Below are 19,623 nucleotides of genomic sequence, written 5' to 3' on the forward strand. Positions count from 1 at the left end.
GCACCGCTGATTCTTCGCTACCGCGATGCGCCATGGGCGGAGGTTTGATTTTCTCGATGCGCCGGCATCACGCGCCTACGGCGGCCGTTTTGTGACGTGCGACCTGTAGCACCTCGGGGCTGGCCTGATCGCTATAGATTTCGAAGTGCTCGTAGAACATGCGCGCGAGCTTCTGCGCGGTACGGTCGTAGGCGTCTTTGTCTTGCCATGTGTTGCGTGGCAAGAGGAGATCGTCGGGGACACCGGCGCAGCGCGTGGGGACTTGCAGGCCAAAGACGGGGTCTTCGATCGTCGGCGCCGTAGCGAGGCTGCCATCGTGAATGGCGTCGATAATGGCGCGTGTATAGGCCAGCTTGATGCGCGAGCCAACCCCATAAGCTCCGCCCGACCAACCGGTGTTCACTAGCCAGGCCTGCGCATTGTGGCGGCGCAGCTTTTCAGCAAGCAGATTTGCGTAGACCGTGGGATGCCAGACCAGGAACGCGGCGCCAAAACAAGCGGAGAAAGTGGCCTGCGGTTCGGTCACGCCCACTTCGGTGCCCGCGACCTTGGCGGTGTATCCATTGAGAAAGTGATACATGGCCTGAGCGGGCGAAAGCTTGCTGACCGGGGGCAAGACGCCGTAGGCGTCGCAGGTGAGAAAGATAATGTTGCGCGGATGCGCGCCGACACAAGGCTGCTTGGCGTTGGGAATGAAGTCGATGGGGTACGCGGCGCGGGTGTTCTCGGTGATGGAGTCGTTGTCGTAATCAACGACACGCGTGTTGGGATCGTAGACCACGTTTTCGAGAACCGATCCAAACCGAATTGCCGAGTAGATCTGCGGCTCACGCTCGGCCGACAAGCCAATGCACTTGGCGTAGCAGCCCCCCTCGATGTTGAACACGCCTTCGTCGGTCCAGCAATGCTCGTCGTCGCCGATGAGTTGGCGGCGGGGATCGGCGGAAAGAGTCGTCTTGCCGGTGCCCGAGAGCCCGAAGAAGAGCGAAACGTCGCGCGCGGGGCCTTCATTCGCGGAGCAGTGCATGGAGAGCACGCCGCGGCGCGGCATGAGATAGTTCATGATCGTGAAGACGCCCTTCTTCATCTCGCCGGCGTATTCGGTGCCGAGAATCACAACCTCGCCGCGCTCGAAGTTGAGCAGGACGCTGGTGGTCGAGGTCATCTGGCGGGTCAGGCGATTCGCGGGAAACTCGCCGGCGTTGAAGATCACGTAATCGGGATCGCCGAAATCGGCCAACTCATCGGGCGTGGGGCGAATCAACATGTTCCACATGAACAGGGCGTGATAAGCGCGCACGCAAATCACGCGAATCTTGAGGCGATACTTGGGATCCCAGCCCGCGTAGCCATCGACGACGTAGATGCTGTCGCGCGTGTTGAGATAGTCGACGGCGCGCTGCTGATTGATGAGGAAGGTGGCTTCGTCGAGCGGAATGTTGACGTTGCCCCACCAAACATCCTGCTGCGAGGGGTCTTGCTGGACGACGCGTTTGTCTTTGGGGCTGCGGCCGGTCTTTTTGCCCGACATGGCGGCGATAGCGCCGGACGCCACTAGTTCGGCGTCGGCGGTGCGCACCGTTTCCTCATACATTTGGGCGGGAGTGACATTGTAGATGACGCGCGTGGCGGCGATGCCATATCGAGACAGATCGGGGATCGAATGGCTCATGAAACAAGCGACTCCGACTGTGAGGCGAAGGAGGCCAATGCCGTGAGGGGGAACGGCGATTGGCAACGAAAGGGATTATAGGGACAAGCAACTGCCGCCAATAGCTCGCGCCTGTTGTGGCGTGGCGACATTTTCATTCCACGTCGAGCGGCCACTGGAGCTTGGGATTCCGTTCATTGTGTTCCTCGGGCGGTCCATCGAGTCGGCGGCGAGCGCGAGGCGTTATTTGAACCAAAATCGGCGGCCAGTCAGGAAGTTTTCGACCCCTTGCTGCGTGCTGGCACTGTGCATGACCGGGTAAAGATTGGCAGCCTCGAGCGTAAGCGCCTCGGACAGCGGCAGATCGGCGCCATGAATGGCGCTGTGCAGATCCGCCAGTAGGGCATCTTGGGGCTGCTCGCAAATCTGGCGCGCGTATTCGAAGGCGCGGGCAAGCCCCTGCCCCGGCGCCACCAGTTCCCAGACCAACCCGATCTGATGGGCCCGTTCGGCGGAGATGCGCTGCCCGGTAATGATGAGCGGCAGGGCGCTGCCCCAACCGAGGAGCCGCGGCAGATAGACCGTACCGCCATCGACCAATGGCACTCCCCAGCGGCGGCAGGCCACGGAAAAGGTGGCTTGCGGCTCGGCCAGGCGAATGTGGCCATGGCAAAAAAGCTCCAGGCCGCCGGCGTAAGCATACCCTTGGGCAACGGTAATCACCGGTTTGGATTGGACGATTCGCGTGCCGCCCATCGGGCCCGTGCCGTCGCTGACGAGGGACTCTGGCGTTACGCCGCTTGGCAATTCGGCCAGGCCAGCCAGCCCACGCAGATCGGCGCCAGAGCAAAATGCCGTGTCGCCCGCGCCATGCAGCACGGCGACGCGCAAGTCGTCATCATCGCGAAAGCGTTGCCAGGCTTCGAGCAGCAAGGCGGCCGAAGCGGCGTCGACGGCATTGTGGACTTCGGGCCGATTGAGAGTGATCTGCAGGATTCCGCCACCCGCGGCGGAATGCACTTCGGTCAACACGGGCAATTGAGTGTCCGCCATCGACGTCTCCCATGCGTTCGAATGTCTGGCCACCAGCCGCGTTGATTTTACGAAATGATCTGTCAGGATGAACCGCAATTACAACCCACGCAGGAAAAACCATGGCGCGCATCCCGCCCGTTGCTTACGAGGAATCCACAGGCGAAGTGCGCGTGGAATTCGACCGCATTATCGACGAGCATGGCCGGCTGACGAATATGAAGCAGACTCTTGGCCATTCGGCGACGGCGCTGCGGTCGCTGATGACCTGGTATCCGGTGCGGGACGAGGTGCAAGCGTTCTTGGGATCGAGGGCAACGACCCTCTTTGTCCATGCCATCTCGTCGGCCACCGATTGTTTGATCTGTTCCACGTTTTTTCGGCGGATTTTGATCGACGCGGGCGAGAACCCGGATCGGCTAGCGCTGGATGCGCGCGAGCAAGCTGTGGTGGATTTTGCCCGGCAGCTTGTCAACGATCCGAATCAAGTGACCGACGAGCTATACGGCCGGCTGGCGGGTCATTTTGAGCCGGCGCAAATTGTGGCGCTGACGGCGTTTGGCGGCATCATGATCGCGACTAACGTGTTCAACAACGCGCTGCGGGTCGATCTGGATGAGTATTTGCAGCCCTACCGGCGGGAGGCGCCCGCTGCCGCACTATCGCGAAAGGGGGACGCGTAGATGGCAGGCGAGCTGGCGGGACGGGTGGCGCTTGTTACCGGCGCGGCGCATGGCCAAGGGCGCGCCTCGGCCTTGGCGCTGGCTAAAGAGGGGGCGCGAATCGCCGCTTTTGATTTGTGCCGTGAATTGGAATATCCGGGCTACCGCATGGGGGCCGCCAACGAACTGGACTCATTGGCCACAGAGTGCGCGGCGCTCGGAGTCGAATGCTTGCCGCTGGCGGGAGACGTGCGCGACGACGCGGCCATCGTCCGGGCGGTGGAGACGATTCGAGAGCGCTTTGGACGCATCGACGTGTTGTTCAACAACGCGGGCATCTGCGGCTATGGTATGGCACACGAATTGAGCGAGGCCGCTTGGGACGCGATGCTCGACATCAATCTCAAGGGAGCATGGCTGATGGCGCGGCGCGTGATTCCATTCATGATCGAGCAGAAATCGGGCGTGATTATCAACAATTCGTCGATCGCCGGGCTGCGCGGCATGGGGCGACTGAGCCATTATGCGGCGAGCAAATGGGGGCTGGTGGGGCTGACGAAGTCGTGGGCGATTGAGCTGGCGCCGCACAATGTGCGCGTGGTCTCGATCCATCCCACGGGGGTGAACACGCCGATGAATGACGGCTTGGCGGAACTGGAAGGGGCAACGCCCCTGGAAATTGCCGAGCGTTCGGCAGGAAATTTGCTGCCAGTTCCGTGGATTGAGCCCGAGGATGTGGCGGCGGCCGTCGTCTTTCTGGCGTCGGACAAGGCGCGGTTCATGACGGGCTCGCAATGGGTGTTGGATGCTGGCCTGTTGTCGCGCTAGGAGCAGCGATCCCCGCACTAGCCAATCGAGAGGTGCTACAATGAGAGCCAAAGACAGCGCGCTTGTCGCAGAGACGGGAGACCCATCGATGGACAAACAAGCACTGGCCCGTCAGGCGTTGCTCGAACATGAGCTATTGGAACACTTGAAGCAGGCGCTGCGCGCGGCGATGTCGTGGAGCATCGACATTGTGGGGCTGGAGCGCAAGCGCTCGACGGTGTGCTTCACGGCCGACTCGCTGGGGCGGCACCTCGAGCGACTCATGGAATTGGAGGAAGACGGCGGATATATGCGCGATATTTTGGAGCGCAAGCCGCATTTGGCGGAACAAATCGCCACTCTACGTTCGGACCACGAAGTGTTTCGCGGCGAATTGGCAATCATCTCGCCAAGGGTGGAAAGCCCGTTGGAGGTCGATGAGGGGGAGTTGTGTTCGCTTTGCGCGCAGATCGGCGATTTGCTCGCGCAGGTGGATCGCCACGATCGACGTGAGATCGATTTGTTTCAAGACGGATTGCTTTCTGAAGAAGGGACCGGCGATTAGCGCACCCAGCCCCTCCGACCTCGCGTCCCGCGGCGCCCGACCGTACCCAGCCAGCCACCGCGCTTTCGCACGTGCGCAAGAACTGATTCCGGGTGGAGTGAACAGTCCCGCGCGCGCCTTTGGCGGCGTGGGAGGAGAGCCGATCTTCATCGAGCGCGCCGATGGCGCCTATTTGTGGGACGTGGACGGACGGCGCTATGTCGATTTCATTGGCTCTTGGGGACCGATGATTCTGGGGCATCGACATCCCAAGGTGGTGGCGGCGATCGAGTCGGCATTATTGCGGGGAACCAGCTACGGCGCTCCCACCGAAGGAGAGACGCGACTGGCGGAGTTGATTGTTGAAGCGGCGCCGACCATCGAGTCGGTGCGGCTGGTCAGTTCGGGCACCGAGGCCACGATGAGCGCGATTCGACTGGCGCGTGGCTACACGGGGCGCGAGGTGATCGTAAAATTCGCGGGCAACTACCATGGTCATGCCGACAGCCTGTTGGTCGCCGCGGGGAGCGCCGCCGCGACACTTGGCGTGCCCAATTCGCCGGGCGTCACACGGGGCGCGGCCGCCGACACGTTGGTTCTTAATTACAACAGCGTAGAGGAGTTGGAGAGCGCTTTCGCGCGGCGCGGGCGTGAGATCGCCTGCGTCATTTTGGAGCCGATCGTGGGCAACATGGGCTGCGTGCGACCGAGCGACGCGTTCTTGCGGGCGCTGCGCGATCTGACCGAGCGCAACGATTCGTTGCTCATCTTTGACGAAGTCATCACTGGTTTTCGCGTGGGGTACGGCGGCGCGCAGCAGTTGTTGGGGATTCGTCCCGATTTGACGACGCTCGGCAAGATCGTGGGGGGCGGCTTGCCAATGGGCGCCTACGGCGGCCGCCGCGACATTATGAATCGCGTGCTGCCCGCCGGACCGGTGTTTCAGGCCGGCACATTGAGCGGCAATCCGTTGGCGGTGGCGGCGGGCATCGCCACGCTGGAGACGCTGCGCGACGAATCACCGTATCCACGCTTAGAGGCGCTAGGCGCCAGGCTAGAAGCCGGGTTACGGCAAGCGGCGATGGCGGCCAGTATTCCGCACACGTTGGCGCGGGTGGGGAGCATGATGACTTTGTTTTTTCACCCCGAGCCGGTCGTGGATTGGCCAAGCGCCAGTCGCTGCGACACGGCCCGCTATGGCCGTTATTTTTGGGGCTTGCTCGACCGCGACGTGTACATGCCGTGCAGCCAATTCGAGGCGCTCTTTGTGTCGGCGGCCCACTCGGAAGCGGATATCGATCACACAGTTGCGGCGGCGCGCGAGGCATTGTCGGCGCTCGGCTCATAGCGATTTGACGGGCGAGCGACTTGCAGGGCGGGCCTGCCTAGTTTAACGTCGAGAGTTCCGCGAGCCTTCCCACCCCGCCTGCTCCAACTTCTGGAGAATCTCGATGAATCGCATTCCACGGCGTCACTTTTTAGGGGCCGGATCGGTGATCGCCGCCGGCGCATGGCTCGGCCGGGCCTGGGGACAAGACACGTCGGCGGCGCCCGCGTTCGCCGCGGAGGCCAAGTTCGAACCGCAATCGACACTGCTCACCTGGCAGCGCGATCCGACCACGACGATGACGATTCAGTGGATTGGCACGGAGGAAGAGGGAAAAGACCGCCCGATCTGGTACGCCAAACTGGGTTCGATGGAATGGAAATCGGCGATCTGCGAGGTGCGCGAATTCCCCTCGCCCAAGTACAAGGTGTATCGCACAGAGTTGACTGGCCTGGAACCGGGAGGCGAATACAGTTTTCGGATCGGGCTGGATTCCAAGGAGCGCCGATTTCGGACCATGCCGACCAAACCGACGAACACGCTCCAGTTCGTATCGGGCGGCGATGCGGGCGCGGGCAACGCGGCGCGCGAGACCAATGAGCTAGCCGCGAAGCAAGACCCGATGTTCGTAGTGCTCGGCGGCGACCTGGCGTATGAAAACGGGATGATCGCCGGCAACTTTTTGCAATTCTTGAAGAATTACTCCGACCAGTTGATCGACAGCGAAGGCCGAAGCATTCCGATGCTGGCCTGTCTTGGCAACCATGAGGTGCGCGGCGGATACAGCACCTCGCGCAAGTCGGCGCCGTTCTTTTACGCGATGTTCGATGGTCTGTTCGCGGACAACGGATTTGGCTCCATCGACTTCGGCGACTACATGTCGATTATTTTGCTCGACTCGAATCACACGACGCCGATCAAGGGTGAGCAAACGAGCTGGCTGGAGAAGCAGCTACGCGAGCGCGAAGAATGCCCCAACGTGTTTGTGTTTTATCATGTGCCGTCGTATCCATCGGTGCGGCCGGTGAATTTGGACGACATGGAGAAGGGCACCGGATCGGACAGTCGCAAGCACTGGGTGCCGCTGTTCGAGCGTTTCAACGTGGACGCGGTGTTTGAACACCACGACCACGCCTACAAACGCACGCATCCACTGCTCGATGGGTTGGTCGATCCCAATGGCGTGCCGTATTTGGGAGACGGCTCGTGGGGCAAGCTCCGGCGGCCCGTTTCGCCCGAGGATCGCCCGTATCTCAAGGTGGTGGACGAGGCGTATCACATGTCGTTGCACCGGATCGAGGGGGCGGAGCGCTTTCACGTGGCGCTGTCCGACCACGGCAAGGTTGTCGACGTGTGCTCCACCAAGAAGCGGAGCCGCATGTACCCGCAGTTTTCGACCTCGCTGTAAGGCAACAGGTTGGTCGGGACCACGATCGCCAAGATCGAGCTACCGGCGATGCGGGGTTACCCTACGTCGCCCAGTTCGAGCGACTGCCCGTAGCGTACCAGCATCATCCGGCGCAGCCGGGCATGTTGGGGCTGCGCCAACCCTGGATCGGCCGCCACGGTTTCCGTGGCGGCGCGGCGAGCTTCGTCGAGCACGGCGGCGTCTCGCAAGAGATCGGCGATCCACAGCGGGGGCAAGCCATGTTGGCGCGATCCGAAGAGGTCGCCGGGGCCGCGAATCGCCAGATCGAGTTCGGCCAGTTCGAAGCCGTCGGTGGTCTTGGCAAAGGCCTCCAATCGGCGGCGCGACTCATCGGTTTGAGGATCGGCGAAGACGCAGCATTGACCAGGGAAGAGCCCACGACTGACGCGGCCGCGCAATTGATGCAGTTGCGAGAGGCCGAAGCGTTCGCCCCCTTCGATGGTCATGAGGGTGGCATTGGGGACATCGACGCCGACTTCGATGACCGTGGTGGAAACGAGCACTTGCAAATCGCCGCGGCGAAACGACTCCATGACCTGCTGCTTTTCCGCCGGGCTGAGACGCCCGTGCGCCAGTCCAACGCGAAAGTCGGCGAGTTCGCCGTTGATGAGCGTCTCAAAGGTTTCTTGCACGCTGGCGGCTTCGATTTCTTCCGACTCCTCAACGAGCGGCGCGATGACATAGCCTTGTCGCCCCTCGCGCAACTTCTCTCGAAAAAACTCCCACCAACTGGCGCGGCGATCGGCGGCCGGCAGATAGGTGCGAACAGCCTGGCGTCCCGGCGGCGCGGTCTTCAAGGTGGATACATCCAGGTCGCCAAACAACGTCATGGTGATGGTGCGCGGAATGGGCGTGGCGGTCATGACCAGATAATGCGGATCAGCGCCGGCGCTTTTGAGCCGGGCGCGTTGACGCACGCCGAACTTGTGCTGCTCATCGATGACCACCAAACCGAGCCGGGGGAATTCGACGTCGTTTTGCAGAATCGCCTGGGTGCCGATCACCAGGTCGATTTCGCCCGCCGCAATGGCGGCGAGAACGCGCGACTTGTCGGCGGCTTGCATTCCGCCGGTCAGTATCGCGCGGCGGACGCGGCTTTCGTGGAGCAAGTGATCGAGCGTGGCCGCATGTTGGCGGGCCAGCACCTCGGTCGGCGCCATCAGCACCGCCTGGCTCCCGGCGGCGATTGCCAGCAGCACGGCATAGACGGCGATGACGGTTTTGCCCGTGCCAACGTCGCCTTGCAGCAGGCGGTTCATGGGATAAGGGCGGGCCAGATCGGCGACGAGATCGCGGATGGCGGCTTCTTGATCTGGTGTTAATTCAAACGGAATGAGCCGCCTGATTCTGGCGTCGATTTTGGGGGTAATCTCCAGTTGTGGCGAGCGCGACATGACGCGCTGTTGCTGGCGCCGCAAGGCGAGCGCCAGTTGTAGGATGTAAAGTTCTTGATAAACGAATCGACGGCGCGCCTCTGTCAGCCGCGCCTGATCCGCGGGGAAATGGATGTTTTCGATGGCCGGCGCAATCGGCATGATTTGATGCGCGGTGAGGAAGCTTTCGGGAAAGGCCTCCTCCAATAGCGGCGCGCTGATGCCGAGCGCCTCTTGCACCGCGCGGCGCACGTGATGTTGCGACAGGCCCTCGGTGAGGGAATAGAGGGGCAGAATTCGGCCTTCGATGTTGGTTTCTTCGGCGGCGAGCCATTGCACCTTGGGATGCGTCATTTCCCAGGCGCGCCCTTTGAGAACGGCCTTGCCAGAAACGAGCAGCCGTTGCCCCGTGTGAAACTTCTTCTGCATGAAGGGCTGGTTGAACCACACCAGTCGTAAATATCCGCCGTCCCCCTCGATGAGCACACCAAGCACATGACGGCGCCCAAAACTGCCGCCGGAGGCTTCGACCTCGGTGACCGTGCCGACGGCGCTTTGCAGCGAACCGCTTTGGAGTTGATTGAGCGGACGAAGATCGGTCAGGTCTTCGTAGTCGCGGGGGAAATAGAACAAGAGGTCGAGCACGTTGTTCAGTTCCAAGCGATGGAACTGCGGCAACAGGCGATCGCCGACCGCGCGGAGTTGCGCCAAGGGGCGCCCCAGGACCGCAAGAACTTGCTTTTCGCCGGCAGATGACATGCCACGATTCTACCGGTCGACGGGCCGCATGCCCGGCGCCGGCCATTCGCGCTGGAACGCCAATTGGCGGGCGAACCCGCAAAACTGGCATGGCCGGAAGAACTGGTCGCCGCGGCGACTACAAGCGAGGACGACGGGACTCGAACCCGCAACCACCGGATCGACAGTCCGGTACTCTAACCAATTGAGCTACGTCCCCGATTTGGGCAGACCGGGAATTATAAATCGCTGTAGGCGCTTCGCCAAGGGTGGTGCTGGCGCATTCGCCGGCTGGGAAATATCCGTCATAGGCGGCGAGCGTGACCTAGGCTTGGGTAGCGATCTTTCCTGCTTCGCGCCCCAATTCCCTACCCCTGCACGGTCAGCCATGTGGGATATCTACCGCACGACGATGCGCACGATCAATGGCTGGGACACCCACGAGTGGATGATGGCGTACGCCTTGCTGGTGGTCGCCGGAATGGTGCTGCTGCGCGGATTTGGGTCGCGTAAGAGTTATTGAGGCGACATTCGAGGAACAGCAACGGACCACGGGTTGGAAGCTCCCCTACGAGCTGAGCTTGTCGTTGGTTCGTCCTGAGCAGAGACAACAGCGTCATGGACAGCAGCATCTTTGAAGGCATCGTCAGCTCCGCTCCGCATTTGCCGGCACCGGTTGCGCTCGCCGTGGTGGCGGTGCTTGGCTATTTTGTCGGCCGACTGCAACTATCGCGCGGCGCACAGCTAGAGAGCCAGGCGCGCCGTGAGTTGATGCGGGCGCAGGTGGTGGCCAAGGAGCTGGAGAAAATCGCCGAAGTGATTCGGCAGAATCTCACCAAGCACGACACGAGCGTGGCGAAGTTCAAGGACCGCGTGCGCGAGCTATCGAACGGGCACGACGAAGAGGCGTTCAAACAGTTGTGCCGCGAGGCGGAGGATATCCTGCGGCCGACGATGCGGCTGGCCAACGAAATTTCGCACGCCTACGAAGAGATTCGGCGCCAGACGACCATGCTGATGTCGCTCACAGAAGTGCGCACCGATCCGTTGACCGGATTGCGCAACCGCCGCGCGCTCGACGAGGCGCTAGAAACCATGTTCGCGATGAAGACTCGCTACGGCCAGCAGTTTTCGGTCGCCATGTTCGATATCGACTCGTTCAAAAAGGTCAACGACGAACATGGCCACGTGCGCGGCGACCGGGTATTGCGAGGCGTGGGCAGCCTGCTCGACAACGGCGCTCGCTCCACCGACCTGGTAGCTCGCTACGGCGGCGAAGAGTTCGTCGTCATCATGCCGCAAACCGACTTGGCGGGCTCATGCTTGCTGGCTCAGCGGTTGCGGAAGGCGGTCGAGCGCGAGGCGATCGCCGACTTGCGCATCACCATTAGCGGCGGTGTCGCCCTGGCCAAGGATGGGGAGGATGTGGCCACATTCGTCGCCCGCGTCGACAAGGCCCTGTACTGCGCCAAGGAAATGGGGCGCAATCAGGTGTGCGTGGACGACGGGACACGGATCTCGCTGGTGGAAGACATGGAGCCCGCGGACACCGGCGTGTTAGCCAGCGCGTTGCCGGCCCGGGTGCATATTTAGCAGCCCGCTGAAAAATTCAACCGGCTGTTGGGCCAGCAGTGACGCTGCGGATGGGTGTTGGCAGCCAACTGACTGCACGGCCGGCCGAGCCATGGCCACTCTAGAGCGCTATGCGTCCTCGCCGGCGCATGCGCCTTCTGAGTCGCTCGGCGGCCTTGTTTGTGGCGCGCCAAATTCGCGGCAAATCGGCCTGGGGGCGGCGCGTGGCGCGCAGGTAGCACCGCAAGAACTCTAAGGCGGCGGCGCGGCCGATCCAGGCGTAGCCGTCGAAGCTGACAGCCAGCCGAGCCAGGTTGCGGACCACCAGGCGTTCTGTGAATCGCCACGGCTGACGAAGCCCGTCGAGGTCGACCAAGTACGCGCGGAAGTCGCTGTCTTGCGGCGCAACAATGATGTTGGAGGCTTTGAGGTCGCGGTGGACAAAGCCCCAGAGGTGCAATTCGCCAATCAGGGCGCCCAGCGTCGCGGCGGCGGCGCGCACCGCCTGGCGCCGCGCAATTGGCGAGAGGGTTGACAGTTCCCAGCAGTAGTGGTGCAAGTTGATAGCGCCGACAATCCATTCCGTCGCCAGGTAGCTTACGCGATTTGAGGTTTCGCACATGAGGAGGGGGCGTGGCGTGGCGATGCCGCGCGCCAGCAGGGCATGACCTGCGCGCCACGCGCGGCGCGCGCGAGTCTCGACAAATCGGCTGGCCAATTTGCGCCGCCAAGTGACTGGCTGATGTCGCTTGTAGCCGACAGCCACCGGGCGGCCATCGATCTCCAGTTCTCCCTCAACCAACCAACTTGAGCGGGCCAGCTTGATTGGCTTGTGGAGATTGGTGGCGATCAGGGAATGGGGATCGCCAGCGAGCCGCTGCAACTGCGCGGCGCCGACCCCTTGCACCGCATGTGCCCGCACGCCCGCAGCGCGCTGGCGAATATAATCTCGATTGCTGGCGAGCGCGCGTTTGTCGCGTGAGCGGTAGACACTGGCCAAGTATCGCTGCAATCTCGATTGCATTTGGCGAAAGGCGGCGCGCCGGTCTTGCTGCGCGAATTCGGGTCGTCCGGCGAGGTACATTCGCCAGAAGCGCCACTTCTCGGCGCGCGTGGCCAGATAGCGAAAACTGGACGCGAGCATCACCAAGCTGGCCTGGCTGCGACGCCAACCGAGCGGTCGACCGATACGTACGTTAGGCACATCGATCAAATGGAGTTGAATATTTCCGTTCTCGACGCGGGCCAACAAGTTGCCAATGTGCAGATCGTCGTGATCGATGCCGGCGCGATGGACTTGCGCTAAGAGGTGGGCCAAGCGATCGACCAATTGCCGCCGAGTACGCGCCTGCGCGGCGAGTTCGAGGGCGGGCAACTCGCAGGCTATGAACTCATCGAGCGCTCGCGCTTGCTGTATCGCCTGGCTGATAAAGAAACTCTCGCCGGCAGCAGGTCCCGCAACGACCTGGCCGTAGGCCACGGCGGTGATGGTCGGCACGTTGCGGCGAGCAATTTCTTGCGCCTTGACCCACTCGCGTCGCGACGGAGAAGTGCGCAGCCATCCGAACCAACGATGCCACCAGGCGACGCCTCGATCGTGCTTCAGATAGATCGGACTATCGGGCAGATCCACGCGGTAGACGACACGGTGCGCGCCCGACTTGACGATGTGAGCCGCACCGCTTGCGAGCCAGGATGGGACTGGCAGGTCTCCTCGATATCCGGCTTGAGTCGCCTGCGGCGCAAATCTCCAGCGCACCGCGCCGGCGCGGATCGATTCGGGCAGTCGTTGTGTGGAATTGGCGGCGGACACCGGTTGTCGCTTCCTTGCTTTCCGGCGCGCCGGCCTTGCGAGCAGTGCTGGCGCGGGGGGATTATAGGCGACTTGACGCCGTGTCCCTAGCCGAACTTCCGCGGAGAAACCGGTTTCGCGCGGGGTCGACTGACTGTGCTAGCATGTGTCTCGCGGGAGTGTTGCCGCTCTCAGGGAATGACTTGCCATACCACTGGAATACGCCGCAATGCAAGATTTTGAAAAGCTTGGCCTGTTCTACTTGGGACGCGTCTTCGATGTCGACCAGAAGAGCGCGAGCGACGAGTTGTTGCTGTATGACGCCAATGATCTGGTGACGCACGCGGTTTGCATTGGCATGACGGGGAGCGGCAAAACGGGCCTGTGCCTGTCGCTATTGGAAGAAGCGGCGATCGACGGCGTGCCCTGTCTGGCGATTGATCCCAAGGGAGATATTGGCAACCTGTTGTTGACCTTCCCGGGTTTGAGCGGCCAGGAGTTCACCCCGTGGATCAACGCTGACGACGCGCGGCGGGAAGGCGTCACGCCGCAACAGTTGGGTGATCGAGAGGCGGAAAAATGGCGGAAAGGACTTGCCGAGTGGGGGGAGGATGGGGCACGCATCGAGCGATTGCGCGCGGCCGCGGAGATTCGCCTGTTTACGCCCGGCAGCACGGCTGGCCTGCCACTTTCGATTCTTCCTTCGTTCTCAGTGCCGCCAGTGGCAATACAGGCCGACGCGGAGTTGTTTGGCGAACTAGTGCAGTCGGCGGCGCGTAGCCTGTTGGCGCTATTGGGCCTGCACGACGACACGGGGCGCAGCCGGGAGCAAATCCTGCTCTCGAACATCTTGGAATCGGAGTGGCGCGAAAACAAAAGCATTGCCTTGGGCGATCTGGTGCGGTTGATTCAAAACCCGCCGATCGAGCGCGTTGGCGTTATGGAGCTCGAAGCGTTCTTTCCGGCGAAAGAGCGATTTGAGATGGCGCTGACGCTCAACAACCTGGTGGCGGCGCCCGGCTTTGAGGCTTGGCTGGAGGGGGAACCGCTCGATATTCAGTCGCTGTTGTATTCGCCAGACGGCAAGCCGCGCGTCGCCATTGTTTCGATCGCTCACCTCAATGACGATGAGCGCATGTTCGTCGTCACGCTCCTCTTGCAACAACTGGTCGCTTGGATGCGCGCTCAGCAAGGCACGAGCAGCTTGCGGGCGATTTTATATATGGACGAGATTGCGGGGTATCTGCCGCCGACGGCTAACCCGCCATCGAAAGCCTCGTTCTTGACGTTGCTCAAGCAGGGACGGGCGTTTGGGCTCGGCGCCCTTTTGGCAACGCAAAATCCCGTCGATCTCGACTACAAGGCGCTGTCGAACGCAGGCACCTGGTTCCTTGGCAGATTGCAAACCGAGCGCGATAAAGCGCGCGTGCTCGAAGGACTGGAAACCGTCGCCGCAAGCTCCAGCACGGGGTTTGATCGACAACGGATGGACCATTTGCTGGCATCGCTGCCCAAGCGCGTGTTCTTGATGAACAACGTGCACGATAGTGGTCCGGTCACATTCCAGGTCCGTTGGGCAATGTCGTATCTGCGCGGACCATTGACCCGCGATGAGATGCGGCGCTTGTGCGACCCCCAGCGGCCAGACTCGGGTGGAGAGGCGCCGGGCCGATTGGCAAATCAAGCCCGGGTGTCCACCACTGCCGCGCCAAGCGACGGCTCGCACGCGAGTCGACCGGTGCTGCCCCCCAAGATTCCGCAGATATTTTTAACTCCGCGCGAGGCGCATGCGGAGCAGAAGGTTGTGTATCAAGGCTCGATCGTCGGAGTTTGCGATTTGCATTTTCGGTCGGATAAAGAACAAGTCGACTCGGTCCGCACGGAAACTGGCTTGCTGGTCGCGAATGAAGGAGGCCTTTCCGCAGATTGGGAATGGCAGGATGCGCCCTGGGGGGACGAACGCTTTGTCAGCGGGCCGATCGCCGGCGCCAGCTATATGGCGCTTCCGGCGGCGGCGCTCGACACCAAGAATTACACGGCCTGGAAGAGATCCCTGGTTGATGCGGCGTATCGCGAGCGGAAACTGCAACTCTTGAAAAACTCGGAACTGGAGGTCACCCAAAAGCCGAACGAGCCGGAACGCGATTTTCGAGTTCGTGTGAATCAGGCCGCCCGCGAAGTGCGGGACGCGAAGATAGCGAAGCTTCGCGAACAGTACGACAAGAAGCTGTCGGCATTGAACGAGAAATTGCGTAGGGCCGAAGCGGCCGTGGAGCAGCAAATTGGCCAGCAATCGCAGCAAAAGTTGCAGAGTTGGATGTCGGCCGGAGCGACCTTGCTGGGCGCCTTACTTGGGCGTCGAGCCTTGAGTTACACCAATGTCAGTCGCGCGGAAAGGACCGTGCGCAACTTTGGCCGGGGCTCGAAGGAGGCCCAAGACGTGGAGCGGGCCAAGGCGATTGAGGCGGCCGTCGAAGCGGACATTGCCAAACTGCAGCAAGCGCTGACGGACGAAACCGCGCAGATCCAAGCGGAGCCAGAACGGCTGGCGGCCATGATGGAAACGATCTTGGTGGCGTCGAAAAAGTCGGAAATCGCCGTACGGCGACTGTCGCTCTTGTGGATGCCGATGGCGGTGGACGCCGCGGGAGCGTTGCGACCGGCATGGTAGCCGGCTGATGCGTTCTGGCGCGCCGGGCCAGCGATGCCACGCGGTCCGCTGGCCCCCTTTTCAGGCTTGACTGGAACGGCCAGAATGGGCGGTTTGGCGCCGATCTTGGCCGTTTCCTAGCTTTTTCCGCGAGCGAATTTTCATGTCCGACACGCTGGTAGTGATCGTCCCCGGCGGCCCCTTAGCTTCGCGCAGCGAACAGGCCGGTATTGGATTTGGAAAACTAGTTGCCGACAAAGCCGGGGGCGCTTGCGATGTGCTCGTTGTCGGCGCCCACGCCGGCGAGGCGGCGGCGGGCGTCGCGCAACTAGGCGTGCGCAAGGTGCTGCTGGCGGAACATGCCGATCTCAAGACGAACACGGGCGAGGCCATCGCGGCGGCGATTGCGGCGGTCGCCAAGAGTCAGACGTATCGGCTTATCGCCGGCGCCTCGTCAACTGTGACGCGCGATAGTTTTCCGCGCGTCGCCGCCCGACTGGGGGCGCCAATGGCGTCGGACGTGCTACAGGTGAATACGGTGGCGCCCGACAAGTTAATTTTCACCAAGCCGTGCTATTCGGGCAATCTGCTGGCCGAGACGGAGTTTAGCGGGGCCACCGTGGTGGCCCTTTGTCGGCCGTCGTCGTTCGACCCGCCGACTGCTGGAGACGCTGCCGCGCCGATTGAAAAAGCGACCCTGCCGCAGCGATTGGCTCACGCGCGCAAGCACTTTGTGGAAATGAATCGCACTCCGCTTTCGCGACCAGAATTGACCGAGGCCGATGTGGTTGTGACGGGTGGACGCGGCACCAAGGGAGACTTCAAGCCGATTGAGGAATTGGCCGATTTTCTGGGAGGCGCGGTTGGCGCCAGCCGCGCGGTTGTCGACGCCGGATGGATGCCCAACGATTTTCAGGTCGGGCAAACCGGCAAGGTGATCGCCCCCAAGCTGTATATTGGGTGCGGGTTGTCTGGCGCGATTCAGCACTTAGCTGGCATGCGCAACAGCAAGACGATCGTGGCCATCAACAAGGACGCGAGCGCGCCGATCTTTGAGGTGGCCGACTTTGGGCTGACGGCGGACCTGTTTGAGGCGATTCCGCAACTCATTGCCGAAGTGAAGAAGGCGCGCGGCTAGCGCGAAAACAGATCGCTCCCACGGCATCCTGGGACGGGTTGTCGCCAACCTGTGCGGAACGCATGGAAATCACACGTCCGATCCTGTGGAACATCGACAAGTTCACCAAGGCGTCGATGTACGTGCTGGCGGCCTTGGCCACGGCAATTTTTTTGTACGGCGTTTATCGACGGTGGACGGTATGGAAACGTGGCCGCGCGACCACCAGTGCGCCGGACGTAAAGGCTGAATCAACTGGCAAGGCGAATGACGCCGGGCCGACGGCCGCGGCGACGGTATCCGATATCGACTGGGGCGCCGCCGCGAAACGACTTGCCCGGCATGTGGTGGCGCAACAGCGGATTGCGCGTATCCCGCTCGCCTGGATCAGCCACATGGCGATCTTTTACGGCATGATCGTGCTGTTCATCGGCACCGTGATCGTGGCGCTGGAGGATTACGGCGTTTTCGGACTGGTCGGCATTTCGTGGACGGGCCGGTTTTACACCAGCACATCGTTTTTGCTCGACCTGTTTGGGCTGGCATTCGTGGTGGCGATACCGATTGCGATGTTGCGCCGCGCCGGCCTGACGCGCGTGCGTCCCTCGGCCAAACCGATCGACGCTGCCATCTTGTGGCTACTGCTACTGATCGGAGTCACCGGTTTTATAGCGGAGGGATTGCGGATTGGCTTTGATTTTGAGCGATTCGCATTTGAAAAAAATGTATCGTTTGTGGGCTGGATCCTGGCCCGAATGTTCGAGCGGATGGGCATTGTGGGAGAGGCGGTTCGGCCGTGGCATCTGGCCAACTGGTGGGTTCACATGGTGTTGGTCATGGTGTTCATCGCCCTGGTGGCCTACACCAAGATGCTGCACTTTATGATGGCGCCGCTCAATATCGCGCTGACGCCAGAGCCGAACACTGCTCGATTTCGGCCGGTCGACTTGGACGAGGTCGAATCGACCGGCAAGGTGGGGTTGGCTGCGATTGAAGACTTTACCCAGCAGCAACTCATCAGCTTCGACGCCTGCACGCAGTGCCGCCGCTGCGAGAGCGCTTGTCCGGCCTGGAACACCGGCAAACCGCTATCGCCAATGCAGGTGGTCCTGGACATCGCCGCAAACGGAATGCACCAAGGCTCGCTGCACGGCGACGTCATCTCGGCAGAGACGTTGTGGTCTTGCACCACCTGCGGCGCGTGCGTTCATAACTGTCCCGTGTTGATCGACCAGATGGGCACGATTGTCGAGATGCGCCGGCACCTGGTGGGCGAAGGGCAGGTGGTGGGGAGCACGCAATCGGCACTGCGGACGATCGCCGCGCGGGGCAATCCGTGGGGACTGCCGCCGGAAGAGCGCGCCGCCTGGGCCAATGGGATGGAAGTGCCAACGATTGCAGAGAATCCCGAGCCGGAAGTGTTGTTCTGGGTGGGTTGCGCCGGCAGCTATGACCGTCGCAATCAACAGGTGAGTCGATCTTTGGCCAAAATTCTCAAGGCGGCCAACGTCAATTTCGCCATCCTGGGCAAGTGCGAGAGTTGCACCGGCGATCCCGCGCGACGGCTAGGAGACGACTTCACCTTCATGGGACAGGCGGAGCAGAATGTGGCCACGCTCAACGACGTGAAATTCACACGGATCGTGACGCAATGCGCCCATTGCTACAACACGCTCAAGAACGAGTATCCCGACTATGGCGGCCGATACCAGGTGACGCATCACACGGCATATATCCAAGAGCTCATCGCGGCGGGCAAATTGCCGCTGGACGAAGCGAACGAATCGTCGGTCGTATTTCATGACCCGTGTTATTTGTCGCGACACAACGATGGATCGGCGGCGCCGCGGGAAGTATTGGGAACCGGCCTGCAACTGCCGATTGTCGAGGCCGAAGCGCATGGAAGGCAGACGTTTTGCTGTGGGGCCGGCGGTGGCCGCATGTGGATGGAAGAGCCGATTGACCAGCGCGTGAACTTCGCGAGGTTCAAGCAACTGACGGAGACGGGCGCCAAGACCATCGCCGTGGGCTGCCCGTTCTGCATGACCATGCTGGACGACGCATCCAAGCAAGAAGATTCTGGCGTGGCGGTTCAAGATGTGGCCGAATTGGTGGCGGCGCGCCTGACAACCGAAGCGTGAGGGAGCGTGATGGCAAGATTCGCCGTGATTCTTCCGGCGGCGGGCAAGAGCAGCCGCTTCCAAGACAAGCACTACAAGAAAGTCTTTGCGCCGCTGGACAACCGAGCGGTGTGGCTGCATTCGGTCGAGCGATTCATTAATCGTGACGATGTGTGCCAGGTGATCTTGGTGATTTCGGCGGAAGACCGAGAGGATTTCAACGCCAAGTTCGCTGCGAACGTGCAGATCCTGGGGATCGACGTGGTGGAAGGAGGCGCGGAGCGAGCCGATTCGATCGAGAACGCGCTGGCGCGCGTCAAGCCGGAAGCGACGCACATCGCGGTACATGACGCCGCGCGCCCTTGCCTGGCGAACGAATGGATTGACCGCGTCTTTGAGCTGGCTGTTGCGCAGCGCGCCGCGATCTTGGCGCTGCCGGTGGCAGGCACGTTAAAGCGCGTGCGCGGCGACAAGACCGTGGCAGAAACCGTTTCGCGCGAAGGACTGTGGGAAGCGCAGACTCCGCAAGTTTTTGAGCGCTCGGTGCTGCTGGAGGCATACGCCAAGCGAGGCGGTTTTGTGGCCACCGACGACGCGCAGCTTGTGGAGCGCAGCGGTCAACCGGTGGCCGTGACGCCGGGATCGCCGATCAACCTGAAAATCACAACCCAAGAAGACATGCGATTGGCCGCCCAGGCGCTGAAGGCGTTGCCGAAACCGAAGCTCGGCGGCGTCGCGCACCCGTTTGCTGGCGACGACCTGTGGCGCTAGTCCGATCGACCTAATTTTAGAAACTTCACGCCCGCGCC

General features: G+C 61.9%; 13 protein-coding genes and 1 tRNA gene. 9 read left to right on the plus strand and 5 right to left on the minus strand.

Features of this window, described 5'->3' with window-relative positions; genetic code table 11:
- Positions 1-67: 67 nt before the first annotated feature.
- Positions 68-1,672: a phosphoenolpyruvate carboxykinase (ATP) gene (gene pckA / locus K1X71_08720; GenBank protein ID MBX7073218.1), complete on the minus strand. Its 1,605-nt coding sequence runs from the start codon at positions 1,670-1,672 to the stop codon at positions 68-70.
- Positions 1,673-1,894: 222 nt separating this feature from the next.
- Positions 1,895-2,704, minus strand: a complete 810-nt coding sequence (locus K1X71_08725; protein MBX7073219.1) for an enoyl-CoA hydratase/isomerase family protein — start codon at positions 2,702-2,704, stop codon at positions 1,895-1,897.
- Positions 2,705-2,805: 101 nt separating this feature from the next.
- Here K1X71_08725 and K1X71_08730 point away from each other — a divergent pair, with 101 nt between their 5' ends.
- The 4 genes from K1X71_08730 to K1X71_08745 all read left to right on the plus strand — a co-directional run bounded on the left by K1X71_08730 (position 2,806) and on the right by K1X71_08745 (position 7,431).
- A complete protein-coding gene (locus K1X71_08730) occupies positions 2,806-3,366 on the plus strand; it encodes a hypothetical protein (protein MBX7073220.1) in 561 nt (186 codons plus the stop codon).
- A complete protein-coding gene (locus K1X71_08735; GenBank protein ID MBX7073221.1) occupies positions 3,367-4,173 on the plus strand; it encodes a mycofactocin-coupled SDR family oxidoreductase in 807 nt (268 codons plus the stop codon).
- A 416-nt stretch (positions 4,174-4,589) separates the two neighbouring features.
- The gene (gene hemL, locus K1X71_08740; protein MBX7073222.1) at positions 4,590-6,044 is read left to right on the plus strand and encodes a glutamate-1-semialdehyde 2,1-aminomutase; all 1,455 of its coding nucleotides are present in this window, start codon (positions 4,590-4,592) and stop codon (positions 6,042-6,044) included.
- A 103-nt stretch (positions 6,045-6,147) separates the two neighbouring features.
- A complete protein-coding gene (locus K1X71_08745; protein ID MBX7073223.1) occupies positions 6,148-7,431 on the plus strand; it encodes a metallophosphoesterase family protein in 1,284 nt (427 codons plus the stop codon).
- 56 nt (positions 7,432-7,487) lie between these two features.
- Here the strand turns inward: K1X71_08745 and recG are convergent, their stop codons facing one another.
- Together recG and K1X71_08755 are read right to left on the minus strand one after the other, a co-directional pair.
- Positions 7,488-9,584: an ATP-dependent DNA helicase RecG gene (recG, locus tag K1X71_08750; GenBank protein ID MBX7073224.1), complete on the minus strand. Its 2,097-nt coding sequence runs from the start codon at positions 9,582-9,584 to the stop codon at positions 7,488-7,490.
- Positions 9,585-9,709: 125 nt separating this feature from the next.
- A tRNA-Asp gene (locus K1X71_08755) sits at positions 9,710-9,783 on the minus strand.
- A gap of 398 nt (positions 9,784-10,181) precedes the next feature.
- Here K1X71_08755 and K1X71_08760 point away from each other — a divergent pair.
- A complete protein-coding gene (locus K1X71_08760) occupies positions 10,182-11,156 on the plus strand; it encodes a GGDEF domain-containing protein (GenBank protein ID MBX7073225.1) in 975 nt (324 codons plus the stop codon).
- Positions 11,157-11,256: 100 nt separating this feature from the next.
- Here K1X71_08760 and K1X71_08765 read toward each other — a convergent pair whose 3' ends face one another.
- A complete protein-coding gene (locus tag K1X71_08765; protein ID MBX7073226.1) occupies positions 11,257-12,948 on the minus strand; it encodes a hypothetical protein in 1,692 nt (563 codons plus the stop codon).
- 208 nt (positions 12,949-13,156) lie between these two features.
- Between K1X71_08765 and K1X71_08770 the strand changes: the two genes are divergently transcribed.
- The 4 genes from K1X71_08770 to ispD all read left to right on the plus strand — a co-directional run bounded on the left by K1X71_08770 (position 13,157) and on the right by ispD (position 19,585).
- Positions 13,157-15,598, plus strand: coding sequence for an ATP-binding protein (locus K1X71_08770; protein MBX7073227.1), 2,442 nt, complete (start codon positions 13,157-13,159; stop codon positions 15,596-15,598).
- A gap of 142 nt (positions 15,599-15,740) precedes the next feature.
- Positions 15,741-16,715, plus strand: a complete 975-nt coding sequence (locus K1X71_08775) for an electron transfer flavoprotein subunit alpha/FixB family protein (GenBank protein ID MBX7073228.1) — start codon at positions 15,741-15,743, stop codon at positions 16,713-16,715.
- Positions 16,716-16,777: 62 nt separating this feature from the next.
- The gene (locus tag K1X71_08780; protein ID MBX7073229.1) at positions 16,778-18,835 is read left to right on the plus strand and encodes a 4Fe-4S dicluster domain-containing protein; all 2,058 of its coding nucleotides are present in this window, start codon (positions 16,778-16,780) and stop codon (positions 18,833-18,835) included.
- A gap of 9 nt (positions 18,836-18,844) precedes the next feature.
- A complete protein-coding gene (gene ispD / locus K1X71_08785) occupies positions 18,845-19,585 on the plus strand; it encodes a 2-C-methyl-D-erythritol 4-phosphate cytidylyltransferase (protein MBX7073230.1) in 741 nt (246 codons plus the stop codon).
- The last annotated feature ends 38 nt before the right edge of the window (positions 19,586-19,623 follow it).

Source organism: Pirellulales bacterium, assembly GCA_019694455.1.
In the GTDB taxonomy this organism is placed as follows: domain Bacteria; phylum Planctomycetota; class Planctomycetia; order Pirellulales; family JAEUIK01; genus JAIBBY01.

Coding starts and splice junctions, on each gene's coding strand:
- K1X71_08775 (MBX7073228.1), top strand. CDS start 15,741: ATGTCCGACACGCTGGTAGTGATCGTCCCCGGCGGCCCCTTAGCTTCG.
- K1X71_08745 (MBX7073223.1), top strand. CDS start 6,148: ATGAATCGCATTCCACGGCGTCACTTTTTAGGGGCCGGATCGGTGATC.
- K1X71_08760 (MBX7073225.1), top strand. CDS start 10,182: ATGGACAGCAGCATCTTTGAAGGCATCGTCAGCTCCGCTCCGCATTTG.
- pckA (MBX7073218.1), bottom strand. CDS start 1,672: ATGAGCCATTCGATCCCCGATCTGTCTCGATATGGCATCGCCGCCACG.
- K1X71_08725 (MBX7073219.1), bottom strand. CDS start 2,704: ATGGCGGACACTCAATTGCCCGTGTTGACCGAAGTGCATTCCGCCGCG.
- hemL (MBX7073222.1), top strand. CDS start 4,590: ATGAGGGGGAGTTGTGTTCGCTTTGCGCGCAGATCGGCGATTTGCTCG.
- ispD (MBX7073230.1), top strand. CDS start 18,845: ATGGCAAGATTCGCCGTGATTCTTCCGGCGGCGGGCAAGAGCAGCCGC.
- K1X71_08735 (MBX7073221.1), top strand. CDS start 3,367: ATGGCAGGCGAGCTGGCGGGACGGGTGGCGCTTGTTACCGGCGCGGCG.
- K1X71_08770 (MBX7073227.1), top strand. CDS start 13,157: ATGCAAGATTTTGAAAAGCTTGGCCTGTTCTACTTGGGACGCGTCTTC.
- K1X71_08730 (MBX7073220.1), top strand. CDS start 2,806: ATGGCGCGCATCCCGCCCGTTGCTTACGAGGAATCCACAGGCGAAGTG.
- K1X71_08780 (MBX7073229.1), top strand. CDS start 16,778: ATGGAAATCACACGTCCGATCCTGTGGAACATCGACAAGTTCACCAAG.
- recG (MBX7073224.1), bottom strand. CDS start 9,584: ATGTCATCTGCCGGCGAAAAGCAAGTTCTTGCGGTCCTGGGGCGCCCC.